This window comes from uncultured Winogradskyella sp., assembly GCF_947498005.1.
Taxonomy (GTDB): domain Bacteria; phylum Bacteroidota; class Bacteroidia; order Flavobacteriales; family Flavobacteriaceae; genus Winogradskyella.
Genome location: NZ_CANMIW010000001.1, coordinates 230,579 through 245,061 on the forward strand (window position 1 = coordinate 230,579; position 14,483 = coordinate 245,061).

8 protein-coding genes are annotated in these 14,483 nt (G+C 32.7%); 7 read left to right on the plus strand and 1 reads right to left on the minus strand.

Annotation, left to right across the window (positions count from 1 at the left end; translation table 11 throughout):
* Positions 1-7 precede the first annotated feature (7 nt).
* The 5 genes from Q0891_RS01165 to Q0891_RS01185 all read left to right on the plus strand — a co-directional run bounded on the left by Q0891_RS01165 (position 8) and on the right by Q0891_RS01185 (position 8,847).
* The gene (locus Q0891_RS01165; protein ID WP_299098227.1) at positions 8-1,795 is read left to right on the plus strand and encodes an L-fucose isomerase; all 1,788 of its coding nucleotides are present in this window, start codon (positions 8-10) and stop codon (positions 1,793-1,795) included.
* A 71-nt stretch (positions 1,796-1,866) separates the two neighbouring features.
* Positions 1,867-3,177, plus strand: coding sequence for an FGGY family carbohydrate kinase (locus tag Q0891_RS01170; protein ID WP_299098228.1), 1,311 nt, complete (start codon positions 1,867-1,869; stop codon positions 3,175-3,177).
* Between the two features lie 10 nt (positions 3,178-3,187).
* Positions 3,188-4,189, plus strand: coding sequence for a class 1 fructose-bisphosphatase (gene fbp / locus Q0891_RS01175; RefSeq protein ID WP_299098229.1), 1,002 nt, complete (start codon positions 3,188-3,190; stop codon positions 4,187-4,189).
* Positions 4,190-4,230: 41 nt separating this feature from the next.
* Positions 4,231-8,367 (plus strand): two-component regulator propeller domain-containing protein, encoded by a 4,137-nt coding sequence (locus tag Q0891_RS01180; RefSeq protein ID WP_299098230.1) that lies wholly within the window; start codon positions 4,231-4,233, stop codon positions 8,365-8,367.
* 99 nt (positions 8,368-8,466) lie between these two features.
* Positions 8,467-8,847 (plus strand): hypothetical protein, encoded by a 381-nt coding sequence (locus Q0891_RS01185; protein ID WP_299098231.1) that lies wholly within the window; start codon positions 8,467-8,469, stop codon positions 8,845-8,847.
* A 472-nt stretch (positions 8,848-9,319) separates the two neighbouring features.
* Here Q0891_RS01185 and Q0891_RS01190 read toward each other — a convergent pair whose 3' ends face one another.
* Entirely contained in the window at positions 9,320-11,167 is a 1,848-nt protein-coding gene (locus Q0891_RS01190) for a hypothetical protein (protein ID WP_299098232.1), read from the minus strand.
* A 395-nt stretch (positions 11,168-11,562) separates the two neighbouring features.
* Between Q0891_RS01190 and Q0891_RS01195 the strand changes: the two genes are divergently transcribed.
* Positions 11,563-13,476 carry a sulfatase gene (locus Q0891_RS01195; RefSeq protein ID WP_299098233.1) on the plus strand — a complete coding sequence of 638 codons (1,914 nt, stop codon included), beginning with the start codon at positions 11,563-11,565 and terminating at the stop codon, positions 13,474-13,476.
* A 180-nt stretch (positions 13,477-13,656) separates the two neighbouring features.
* Positions 13,657-14,475, plus strand: a complete 819-nt coding sequence (locus Q0891_RS01200) for a T9SS type A sorting domain-containing protein (RefSeq protein ID WP_299098234.1) — start codon at positions 13,657-13,659, stop codon at positions 14,473-14,475.
* Positions 14,476-14,483: the final 8 nt, after the last annotated feature.

A 14,483-nucleotide genomic window follows, 5' to 3' on the forward strand; every position in this document is an offset into this window, starting at 1 on the left:
ATAAATCATGAGTAGATTAATAGGTAGATTACCAAAAGTAGGCATTCGTCCTGTGATTGACGGACGTGAATTAGGCGTAAGAGAGTCTTTAGAAGTTCAAACGATGGACATGGCTATAGCTGCGGCGAAATTAATAGAAGATAATTTACGTTTTCCAAGTGGAGAGAAAGTAGAAGTTGTTATTGCTGATACTACGATTGGTGGTGTTGCAGATGCGGCAGCTTGTGCAGATAAATTTAAAAGAGAAGGTGTTGAAGTGTCTTTAACAGTAACGCCATGTTGGTGTTATGGAACTGAAGTAATGGACACTGACCCCTTAACACCTAAAGCCGTTTGGGGTTTTAACGGAACGGAACGACCTGGTGCTGTATATTTAGCGGCAGCATTAGCAGGCTATTCTCAAAAAGGATTACCGGCTTTTGGAATTTATGGTAAAGAAGTTCAAGATGGAGGCGACCAAACCATTCCTCAAGATGTATCTGAGAAAATATTACGTTTTGTAAAAGGAGGTTTAGCCGTTGCTCAAATGAATGGTAAGTCTTATTTATCAATAGGTTACAGTTCTATGGGAATTGCAGGTTCTATGGTAGATGTTAACTTTTTACAAGATTACTTAGGCGTAAGAGCAGAATTTGTGGAGTCTGTAGAGTTATTAAGACGTATTGATGAAGGTATTTACGACCATGAAGAATATGAAAAAGCATTAGCTTGGACCAAAGAAAACTGTAAAGAAGGCAAAGATTATAACAGTCCTGAAGCTCAAAAATCAGCAGAAGTAAAAGATGCTGAATGGGAAAAAGTTGTTAAAATGACTTTAATCTGTAAAGATTTAATGAACGGAAACCCAAAGTTGAAAGATATGGGATTCGGAGAAGAATCTAAAGGTAGAAATGCCATAATGGGAGGTTTCCAAGGGCAACGTCAGTGGACCGATTACCAACCAAACGCCGATTTTACAGAGTCTATTTTAAATTCTTCTTTTGATTGGAATGGCATTCGACAAGCGTACACTTTCGCTACAGAAAATGACTGTCTAAACGCTATTTCAATGTTGTTCGGTCACTTGTTAACCAACAAAGCACAGTTATTCTCAGATGTAAGAACTTACTGGAGTCCAGAATCTGTAGAGCGTGTAACCGGTAAGAAATTAACTGGTATTGCAGAAAACGGCATAATTCACTTAATCAACTCTGGTTCTACAACCTTAGACGCTACAGCACAACAAACCGATGCTGATGGTAATCCAACCATGAAACCATTCTGGGATATTACAGAAGAAGAGGTTCAAAAATGTTTAGATAATACCAAATGGCCAGCCGCAATTGCTGAATATTTTAGAGGTGGAGGATTCTCTTCACAATTTAAAACAATTGGAGAGTTACCAATGACAATGTGTAGATTAAACTTGGTAAAAGGGATTGGACCAGTTTTACAAATAGTAGAAGGTTGGAGTGTAGAATTACCTGAAGATGTTCATGAAGTATTAGATGAGAGAACGAATCCAACTTGGCCTACAACATGGTTTGTACCAAGAACAACAGGATCAGGTTGCTTTAAAGATGTCTATACTGTAATGGCGAAATGGGGAGCGAATCACGGAGCGATTTCTCACGGACATATTGGAGCTGATTTAATTTCATTAGCTGCGATGTTACGTATTCCAGTAAATATGCATAACGTTAGTGAAGACGACGTGTTTAGACCAAGTGCATGGTCTGCTTTTGGCGAAAACATAGAAGGAGCTGATTATAGAGCATGTGAAAATTATGGTCCGTTATACGGATTTAAAAACTAAATAGAATAACCAAAAAAGGGTGTTTGACTTTCATATGGTCAAACACCTTTTTTTATAAAATTTGAATTGAGATGGTGAATGTAATTGCTGTAATTGATATAGGAAAAACCAATAAAAAAATTCTTTTATTTAATGAAACGTTGGATGTCGTTTATAGCAATTCAACACGATTTGATGAAATTACGGATGAAGATGCAGATCCTTGCGATGATATAGAATCGATTGAAAATTGGATTCAAAATGAAATAAAAAGAATTCAATCAGAAGGGGAATATAATATTAAGGCCATCAACTTTTCAACCCATGGCGCAAGTCTTATTTATTTAGATAAAAAAAGCAATAGAGTAACACCATTATACAATTATTTGAAGCCACTAAACTTAGATGAATATCATGAGTTTTATGACCAATATGGAGGTCAGGAAGAATTTTCTAGACGAACAGCCTCGCCTGCTTATGGCATGTTAAACACTGGACTTCAGATTTTAAAATTACAAAAAGAAAAACCTGAGTTTTGGAGCCAAGTCGTTTCAATTCTGCATTATCCACAATACTTAAGCTACCTTTTTACAAAAAAAATAACTGCCGATTTTACCTCTGTAGGAGCGCATACTGCGACTTGGGATTTTGATACTATGCAATACCATAAGTGGGTGTCAGATTACAATTTAAATTTACCCACACCACAAAATGGTAAAGAGGCAATTGTAGCGACTTTTAATGGACGAGAAATTGCTATCGGAACCGGATTGCACGATAGTTCTTCTTCAATAATTCCGATATTGGAAACTGAAAAAAACAATGAATTTATTCTATTGTCAACAGGTACTTGGATTATTGCGATGAATCCTTTTAGCAAAGAAAATTTAACACAACATCAGTTAAAAAACAACTGTTTGTGTTTTATGACCCCTCAGAAACAGCAAATAAAATCGTCCATGCAGTTTCTTGGAAAAATTCACGAGGTGTATATTGATGCGTTAAGTACCTATTTTAAAGTTGATATTGATACGCATTTACACTTAGAATTAAATGAAGTTTTATGCAATGAAATCAGAGATACAGATGCACGAGTATTTTTATCTGAAGGAATTGATACTGATTTTGAAGCACATCCATATTTATTGACAAATTACGATAATTATGAAGCCGCTTACTATCAAATAATTTTTGAAATGAGCAAAAAAGTAATTCAAGGTATTAATTTAATTTCTGATGAAAATACAGTTATTAAAGATGTTTATATTTCAGGAGGATTTAATAAAAACCTTATATTTATTAAGTTTCTAGAGCTGTTGAACCCTGATATCCAAATAAAAATTTCTGATTGTAAAAATGAAAGTGCTTTAGGTGCTGCGTTAATGATGAAATCATATATCTAAATCAACTACTATGAGTCATCAGAAAACAACATTAGGAGAGTTTATTATAAAAAACCAATCTTCTTTTCCTTTTTCCAGTGGAGAATTATCAAGTCTATTAAACGCCTTACGTTTAGCTGCTAAAGTGGTTAATCATGAGGTAAACAAAGCTGGTTTAGTAGATTTGTTTGGAGATTCTGGCGATATGAATGTTCAAGGAGAACAACAACAAAAATTAGATGTATTCGCTAACCATACATTTATTCAATCCTTAAAGAATAGAAATATTGTTTGCGGCATTGTATCAGAAGAAAATGACGAATTTATTACTATTGAAGGTCGTGATAAAGCATCTAATGGTAAATATGTGGTTCTTATGGATCCTTTGGATGGCTCGTCTAATATAGATGTTAATGTTTCTGTTGGTACTATTTTTTCCATCTATAGAAGAATCACACCACAAGGTACACCTGTAGAAGAAAAAGATTTTTTGCAACCTGGCAGAAAGCAAGTAGCGGCAGGTTATATTGTTTATGGTACCTCTACCATGTTGGTTTATACCACTGGTGATGGTGTTAATGGATTTACGCTTAATCCAGCAATTGGGTCTTTCTATTTATCACACCCTAATATGAAATTTCCAGAAAAAGGATCTATTTATTCTGTTAATGAAGGGAATTATAGTCATTTTCCAGAATCGGTAAAACGATATATAAAATACTGTCAAGAAGTTGAAGAAGATAGACCTTATTCACAACGTTATATAGGCTCTTTAGTGTCAGATTTTCATAGAAATATGATAAAAGGTGGAATATACCTTTATCCTAATAGTACTGTTAATGCAGATGGAAAACTAAGGTTGCTTTATGAATGTAACCCAATAGCATTTTTAACGGAACAAGCTAATGGTATTGCAACTGATGGTAGGCAAGGTACATTAGACATTATTCCTACAGAAATACATGAGCGAGCACCATTTTATTGTGGAAGCCCATTTATGGTAAAAAAATTACTTGAATTTATAAAGCAATAAATTATATTGCTTATATTCTTCAGTTAAACTTAATAAATAACATGCGCAGAATTATATGCCTTATTAGTGTCATAATAATACTATTTACGCAATACGCTTATACTCAAAATTTTGAACGCATCTCTAATAGTGAGGGTTTCAATCAAAATACAGTCAACGCTATTGCACAAGACAAATATGGATTTTTATGGTATGCCACACCAAACGGATTAATACGTTATGACGGTTATGAGTTTAAAACATATAGTGCCCAGTCAAAAGATGAGTATTCCATTTCTAGCAATAATGTAACTTATTTATTTAATGATAAAGATGGTATTCTTTGGATAGGGACTAATGTTGGGGTTAATATATATATTCCTTGGTTAGAACAGTTTTTTACCGTGCCACTAAAATCGAATATCAATGTCAATAAAATTGCATCTAGAGATGACGGTTATGTCTGGGTGTCTTCTTCAAAAGAATTAATTCGTTGCAAACTAAAAGATATCAAAAAAGGTGTTTTTGAAGTATCAGAAAACATTTTAGATTTAAATGGAAAACCTATAGAAGTAAATACATTTACTTTTGGATTGAATAATTCAATAATTTTAGGAACAACTGATGGTTTGAAAAAAGTAAGGTGTCAGTCTGATCCACTACCATTAAAATCGGAAACTCCTAATTTAAATAACTTCGAATTTTTTAAAGATAAAGACATTACTGAAATAATAAAGGTGGACAATATTTTTTGGGTTGGAACCACAAAAGGACTATTTAGCACCAATTTAGATGTAAATGCTAATTATTTGGTCAAAGAAATTAAAGTTCCCAATCAAGATTCTGCGATTTTTGTTAATAGCCTTTTTAGAGATAATGATAATGTTTTATGGATAGGAACCATTGGAAATGGATTATACAAATTTAACCCTATTCTAAATTCTTTTAAACACTTCAATTATGACGTAAAGAATAAAAATAGTATCAGTAGTCTTCAGATTAATACGGTTTATCAAGATAGTTTTAATGTGCTTTGGGTAGGTACAGCTCAAGGAGGTATTAATAAACTAGATCTTTATCAAAAGCCTTTTTATTCATATTCTAACAATCCTTATGACAAGTTTTCGATTGGAGATAACTTAATTACTTCAATTTTGGAAGATAGCAGTGGTAAAGTCTGGGTTTCTGGTTATAACAAAAAATTATTTCGAAGTATAGATGCCATAAATGCCAATACTATTGACAAAATTAAATTTGAAGATTTACAATCTAAATTACCTATAGAATCTAATGATGTTATAAGGTGTATTTATCAAGATAAAAGAAATTATATTTGGATTGGTACGGACAAAAAAGTAGTGGTATACAACCCAATAAAAAACGATTTTAAGGAGATACAATTTTTATTAAATGGAGTTAGTTCTTCATTGTTTTTAACTCGGAATATTACTCAGATTAATGATACAGACTTTGTGCTTTCTGGAAATAGAGTTTTGGTTATTGAGAATCCTTGGAAAGCCTTTAGTGGTAGTAGGAAGCCAAAAATAACTATAAAATCTCGTTTAAAATTAGACGCAAATAGAGTTGTAAGTTTTTTACAACATAGCAATGGTCAGTTATGGTTTGGTACAGATAAGGGCCTGAAGCAATGTAAATATGTCGATGGAAATATTGAAGTTATAAATCATTTTAATACAAATACTGCCAACAAAGGGAATATTATGCTAAGTTCAAATCGAGTTTTTACACTTTTTGAAGATAATAGGCAAAATATCTGGATAGGTACATTTGGTGGAGGTTTAAATAAATTAACTTTAGATAGTGAAAATAATCCTCAGAAAATAGAGTATTTCAGAAAAAACGATGTTTTACCAGACGATGTAATTTATGGCATATTACCACAAAAAAACAGTGAAAATATGTGGTTCAGTACAGATATGGGATTGGTAAGGTTTAGTACAGACACCAACAAATTAAATATTTTTGATGTTAGCGATGGATTAATTCAAAACAACTTTAGACAATCAGCATACACCTTGGGTTCATCAGGATATATGTATTTTGGTGGACTAAACGGACTAACTATTTTTGACCCTGAGAACATTGCTTTAAATAATCATTCGCCACGCGTATTAATAACGTCATTATTGGTAAATAATAAACCCGTAAAAATTGGTGAGAAATTAAATAACATTACTATTCTAGACAAAGCAATTTCAGAAACAGATACAATTGAGATTTGCAAAAGTCAACGTATTATATCCTTTAATTTAGTAGCTGAACACACCTCTGCACCTGCTAAAAATAAATTAGCTTATAAACTAGAAGGATTCAACAAAGATTGGGTAGAAACAGATGAGGGTAAATCTACCATAACATATACTAATTTATCTGATGGAACTTACACTTTAAAAGTGAAGTCTGCAAATGGAGACGGTATTTGGAGCGATTCAACTAAAACTGTAACATTAATTGTTTTGCCGCTTTGGTATCAAACCTGGTGGAGTTACACACTGTTGGTGCTAATCTTTTTAGGTGTTGGTGTCGGTATTGTGTTTTATTTCGTCCAGCACGAAAAATTAAAACAAAAATTGATTTACGAGCAATTAGACAAGAATAGGGTAGAGGTTATCAACCAAGGAAAATTCAAATACTTTACAAACTTATCTCATGAGTTTAGAACACCTCTTACACTAATTTCAGGACCTTTAGATAGGGTAATTGAAAATAATAACAATCCAGAAAGTGAACGCTTCTTAGCAATCATTAAAAGAAACACTCATCGACTTTTAAGTTTAATAGATCAGTTGATCACTTTTAGACAGGCGGAACAGGGTTATCTAAATTTAAACTACACTAAGTTAACTTTAGGGGATTTCTTATACCCAACAACTGAGGCTTTTGAAAATTATGCATTAGAAAAGAATATTAATTTTCATTATAAAATAAGTTCTCCAAATGAAGAAATTATTATTGATGTAGAAAAGCTGGAACGAATAATTTTTAATTTACTCTCTAACGCTTTCAAAAACACACCAGTTCAAGGAACTATAAGTATCAATGCGTCCATTGTTTTTGAAGATAAGGCTAAGAACATAAAAATTGATGTGATAGATACCGGAAAAGGAATTCCGAAGGAAAGTTTAAATAACATTTTTGAACGTTTTTATCAATTAGGAAATCAAGATGGAAATGTTAGTGGAGGAGGTATTGGATTATCATTTTGTAAATCTTTGGTGGAATTATTTAATGGAAGCATTTCTGTAAAAAGTAAACCTAATAAGGAAACACGTTTTAGCGTTGTGATTCCTTCTTCTGCGGTTGAAGATGTGGCTATTGAAGTGAATGAAGAAAAAAAGTCATTCATAAAAAATTGGGTTCCTTTACAAACCAATAATATTCAAGAAAAGGATAGTCAAAAAAACAATAAAAAACAGCATAATATATTAGTAGTTGAAAATGAGTTAGACATACAAGATTTTCTTAATAATGCATTATCAGACACCTATAATATTACCATAGCAAATAATGGAGTAGAGGCCTTAGAGGAAATTAAAAAAACGGAGTTCAGTACAATTATAAGTGATGTAATGATGCCAGAAATGGATGGTTTTGAATTATGTAAACGGATAAAAGCCAATCCAGAAACTTGTCAACTACCAGTATTATTATTAACAGCTTTAGGTGACAATGTCGATTTAATTAAGGGTTTAGAGTTTGGGGCAGATGAATATATAAGCAAACCATTTTCTTTAAAGCATTTAGAACTTCGATTGCAGAAACTTATAGAAAATAATGTAAAAATAAAAACTCATTTTTCAAAAAATAGTGTGCCACCAAAAAACAAAAAGGAATTAGGTTTTTCTAAAAGAGACTTGGAGTTTTTAGAGAATATCACGGAAATTATAGAGAATAATTTATCAAATTCAAATTTTGGTGTGGAAGAGCTTTCTAAAGAAGCTGGTTTAAGTTCATCACATTTTTATAGAAAACTGAAGCAACTTACTGGGCAAGTCCCTAATGCTTATTTACGTAATTTTAGGTTGCAGAGAGCAGCTGAGTTATTAGATAGCAATAGTGGTTTTAACGTTGCAGAAGTGATGTATCAAATAGGTATAGAGTCTAATTCTTATTTTTCTACTTCATTTAAAAAATTACATGGGATTTCGCCATCAGAATACTCAAAAAGGCAAAAATGATAGTTTTCAGCAATTAAATGATGATTTGCAGAATGCTATTAAAAATAGTATAAACTAAATTTGTTATTCAATTAATTAATTTTAAACCATTTTAACATTATGAAAAAATCAATATTATTCCTAGTTTTTAGTATCGCATTATCGAGTTCATTATTTGCTCAAAGTGATCTAGATAGTAAAATAGAAAAAAAAGTTAATGCTTACATAGAGCGTGTAGAAAGTAAAGTAACACTTACTGCTGAAGAAAAAGAAACTTTAAGAACATTAAACACTGCACACGCAAAAGCGAGTTTAGAAATTAATGAAACGTACGAAAAAGGATCGGATGAGCTAAAAGCAAAAAGAAAAGAAAATAACAAAACTTATGGTAAAGCGTTAAAGGAAGCTTTTGGAGACGAACGTGCTAAAGAAATAAAAAATGCCTCTAAAAAGAATAAGGGGAAAGGAAAAGGAAAAGGGAAAAAGAAGAAGAAAAATTAATTGCTTCTACAATTATGAGCTCTGTAAAAGGCTTCCTTAAAGGAATCAAGTTTATAGAGTAAACACTTATTGAATTAGACCTTAAATTATATATCCTTTAAAAGTATTTATGAATATTTTTAAAGGATATTTTTTTGTGGAATAACTTAATCTCTTATGCAAAAGAGAAAGTTTCTCTCTATACTTTATATAATTCCGAATAAAGAATTGAATAAGGTATTTGTTAGGTTATGGAATTATTACAGTTATTTACATCTAACGCTACTTACTCTGTGCCATTGACTTTGATGTAATAATAGGAGAAAACAATGTATAGGCTTCACTTCTATTTGTTTCTGCGATGTAATTGAATAATGTCGTTTAACTTATTAAAACAACTTAATAAGAAATGTATTTTAAATTTCCATACAGAATACCAAAAAAAGCTTCTTGACAACAAGAAGCTTTCATACTAAATTATTTGTAATGTGTATTATCTAACCCTTTGAATTGTAACATGTGTTTTAGTAGAAGATGAATCTAACGTAACACCCGTTTGGTTGTTAATTACATAAACTTCTATTGATTGACCGAAAGTTACATTCGCAACACATGAAATTTGTCTTGCTACTTGACTGGAATCTGTGCCATTATAATAATGATTTACAGAATACTCTTGATATGGCGTACCATTTATATGTACCACAATTCCATAATATTCTGTATTAGTTTGGGAAGTGGTACTATGAAAGCTAGCATCTATTCTATAAACACCAGTAGATGCTGCTACAAATTCGTTAGCAGTGGTGTTAAATTCGGTTGAACCAGTAGGGTTTAACCCAACCGTATCAAAAGCAATTTTTTGAGATCCTGTAGCAGTAAGCGCTTGGTTGGTACTAAGCGTAGCTCTAATAATAGGAAACATAGAAACATCAGGTGCTTGATCTTCAAACGTTAATTGGCCAGCGCCATCTGTTACCAAAATTTGATCTGCGGTACCATCTATTGTCGGAAATGCAAATCCGGTCCCGCTAGGATCCGCTACTTGCAATTCTCCATTTACTCTTACTATATCGTTATCAAACTCTCCATAAATCAATGGAGTCGGACCACTTGCGTTTTGAATTACCAACGTATTATCAACCGTATCAAAACTATTGTGTAAGCCCGCATTATCGCCAATAAAAATGTTATTGCTTCCTGTTGCATCACGTCCCGTGTTTTTGCCTATAAAAACATTTTTAATTCCTCCTGTTAAAGAAAGGCCAGAATTAAAACCAATAAGAACATTGTCTTCTCCAGTAGTATTGCCACTTCCTGCATTTGCGCCAATAGCAACATTAGAAGTACCTGTTGTGGTGCCAGACAAAGCGTTAACTCCAAACGCAGAATTATTATTTCCTGTACTAGAATTAAGTGCACCATGACCAAATGCAGAATTATTTTCACCAGAAACATTTGAATATAGCGCCCGATATCCTACACTAGTATTTTGTTCCCCTCCTGCATTTAGATATGAAGCTTGGAAACCAACCGCAGTATTTTGTGCGGCAGTATTAGTATATAAGGCCTCTTTACCAACTGCGGTATTAGCACCTCCAGTTACATTAGAGAACAGTGCCCAATCACCTATGGCTACATTATTTCCACCAGTTGTATTGCTAGCAGAGGCTAGTGTTCCTAAAGCAGTGTTAAAACTACCAGTAGTGTTTCCTTCTAAAGAACCCCTACCATAAGCAGAATTTCTTCGTCCTGTGCTATTTGTAGCTAGAGATCTAAAACCAAAAGCAGAATTATTCAAACCCGTAGTACTTAAAGTTAATGCTTGAAATCCAAAAGCAGAATTAGCATCGCCAGATACATTTGTCATTAATGCGTTAAAACCTACACCAACATTTTGATTGTGATTACCATCATCATTTAGCCCTGCATCTATACCTATAAAAATCGAAGAACCAGGAGTAGCACCACCTACATCAGATTTTCCATCAGATAGATCATTTAATCTTTCAATACTTGAAAATCTTATCCAATCTGTCACAGCATTGTCCCAATAATAGAACCCTTTTGTGTCAGGTCCAACTGTCGTGGTAAGATAAATAAGCATACCATTTTGGGCAGCTGTAGGGGCTGTTGCGGGAAAATCATCAACTCTAGGGATTAAAATACCATCCTCATTAGATGGTGATGCTTGGTTAGATGCTGTAATATCTAAAGCCGCTTGTGGATTTGTGTTTCCGACTCCTACTTGAGCATAAGAAAAAGAAACCAAAAATAACAACGCTAAAAGCAAAGTGCTTTTATAATGCACCTCTCTTTTTGTAAATAATTTATGTATCATATTAGTAGGGTATTTAGTTTTCAAAAATGTTGTTTTTAAGTCTTATAATAATTGCAATAATTTTAAATATTGGAATCATAAAATTAGCGTCTTAAATTTTTTGAAAGATAATTAAGATACTACTGTAATATTTTCTCTTATCGCCCTATTTCTTTCTATAATCCACTTAATATGGTCGATAATTGACATTTATACTAAAATATAGAATGCTGAATGTATAAGATTAAGTTGAATTTAGTAGTCAAACAGATTGATCTAAGCAAAGTTTAAAACTATTTGAGACAGGGTATGAATTAATAGTTTTGTTATTTAGCGAAATAACGAAAGCCTATCTAAAAATTATTAAGAAAGATAATATTAGAAGCATAGTATAAGACGAAATAAACTTAACAAAAATGAGATACAAATACCTTATAATTTTTACAGTTGTAATAAGTGTCAGTATTAGCTGTAATATAAAAAACTTAAAAGTATCAAGCTCTGAAATAGTTAATGCAGATAGACCTCAACCCAATATCTTGCTTTTGCTCACTGATGATTTAGGATGGCAAGATGTAAAGGCTTATGACGTTGACAAGCCTTCTCCCTACGAAACACCAAATATTGACGCATTAGCGAAAAAAGGTGTACAGTTTTGGCAGGCTTATTCACCAGCTCCAACATGCGCTCCCAGTAGATGTGCAATAATGAGCGGAACACATCCTGCAAGAGCTCAAAAAACACATGTTGTTGGTGGTGCTCCACCGACAGTGCATGCTAACAAAAGTACACAACGGCTTATGGATCCTTGGTATAGTGGCCGTATACCAGCAAATGAAATGACATTAGCAAGAGTGCTACAACAAAATGGATATACTACTGGCCATGCAGGAAAGTGGCACATGGCAATTAATCACTTTGCATTTCCACAACCAGAAGACCAAGGTTTTGATATCTCAACAGCTAATCGTGGCGCAACAAGTCCACAAAAACCAAATAGACTAACTGATTTTGCAAGTTCGGCGACATCAGATCCTTATCAATTAGATGAGGACGGCTTTCCTTTTCATCAAAATAATGAAGATGCATTAAATTTTTTAAGAGAAAATAAACAAGACCCTTTCTTTTTATATTATGCCACATATTTAGTGCATGCACCAATACACACAAGGAGTAAAGCTCTATTAGAAAAATATTGTAAAAAATTAGGACTTTCATATCCAACAGATCCTGAGCATTGGGAAGTAAAAGGACAGAACAATCCTTATTATGCAGCAATGGTAGAAATGTTAGATCATTATGTGGGACAAGTTTTTAACTATTTAGAAACAACCGATGACCCAAGGTGGCCTGGTCATAAATTAAGTGAAAATACCTATATCATTTTTACTTCAGATAATGGTGGTATGGAAAAAGCACATGGTGATATAGTAACAGATAATTACCCTTTAGATAAAGGGAAGATAAATGCCAAAGAAGGTGGTACAAGAGTCCCTTTGTTTATTTCTGGACCAGGAATAGATAGTGGAGTAGAATCAGATGTCGTTTTAAACGGGCTTGATTTTTATCCTACAATTCTATCTTTAATAGGGCTTGAAAAACCTAAAGACAAGCATTTAGATGGTTCAGACTTATCTAACTTATTGTTAACAGATCCTACCGATTCTAAATTAGTTCTAGATAATAACGGAAAAGAAAGAACGACAATGATGTGGCACTTTCCACACGCTTCTTACCAAAGTACATTGCGTGACGGAGATTATAAATTTATTAGAAACTATGATTTTAAAAATAATCCTAATACTCCAGAGTTTGAACTATACAAGTTATATACAACCATTAATGGTAAAGCAGAACGCACAGATATTGAGGAGGCTAATAATTTAGCAACATCAAGTCCTGAGATAACAATAAAAATGAACAAGCGACTGACTGAAATTTTAACAGAAATGAACGCGAGCTACCCATCTTACAATCCATATTATAAAGGAGATTTAGAACATAAAGAAACGGTTCCTACTGTATTATTTGTGTCTAAAAAAAATAACCAAGTTAATTTTAAATACAAAGAAAATGGCGCTAAGGTGATAAAGGCTAATTTATTATACACAATTAATGGAGGGCTTCGTTACGAGGAGTGGTTTAAAACCGATGCAGAAATAAACACAGATGGAACAATAACTGCTATTTTACCCAAAGGAACAACCCATTATTTAATTAACTTAATTGATGCTCATAATTTCTTAGTCAGTTATCCAGAAATGCCGTCTAACAAATCTCTAAAAAAGAATAAAAAGAAGTATTCTAATTACGCTTTACGTAATAACTAAATTTGTTTTGATCTAGAATTTAAAAAATTAAAATCAATACTGATAATATCATAAATACTTGTTTTTCAGATTAGGTTTAGCCTTTTTACAAGAAATGAGTATGGTTTAGAATGAATTCAGCAAATTAAAATCACTGCATAAACTTAACTTTGACTAACTAATTTTTAAACCACATATATTATGAAAAAACAATTACTTTTTACAATCGCTTTTTTAGGAGCTTTAACATTTTCTTTTGCACAGCTGAGCAGCGAAGCTTCATTTGATGCTGCAGGTGCGGATCTTCAAATATTTACTGTAGGACAACAAGATGCAGATGATATTAATGACCCAGCCATCGTTACTGCATTGGGTGGTGGAACGGTAGCAACTAACAATAACTTTTTAGGTATTTTAGGGGATTCTAATACAAATGATGGTGTAACAGGTACGATTATTTTCACTGTTACTACTAATTCAGCTACAGCTATACTTACACCACTTAATTTAACTTTGGAAAAAAGAGGAGGATGTAGTGTTAATGGTACAGTTTCTGTAACAGGATATTCAGATACAACATTTGCTTATGCGTCTGATGGAACTACTGGTGGCGCTTCTCCCGAGATCAATTTTCAGTTTGGAGAAATTATTTCACTTGTTTCAGGTTCGCCACTTACGGTTACTATTACACTTGAAGAAATGCTTAATGTAGATAATACAACAAACCCAATTTTTAGGATACAAGATGTTATACTTGAAAAAGATGGAACTTTAGGTATTGATGATCTTTCAAATAACGACATTGAAACACGTATTTTTCCAAACCCAGTAGTAAATAACTTCAAAATTGAATCAAATACAACTATAGAAAGTGTAACACTTTATAACATTACTGGTCGTTTAATAAAGACATTTAACGAACAAGCAAATTATGATATTAGTGATTTAGTGGCAGGTATTTACCTTGCAAATATTGAAACAGAATTAGGTTCGCAAACTATGAAGATAGTTAAAGAGTAAGCTTATCA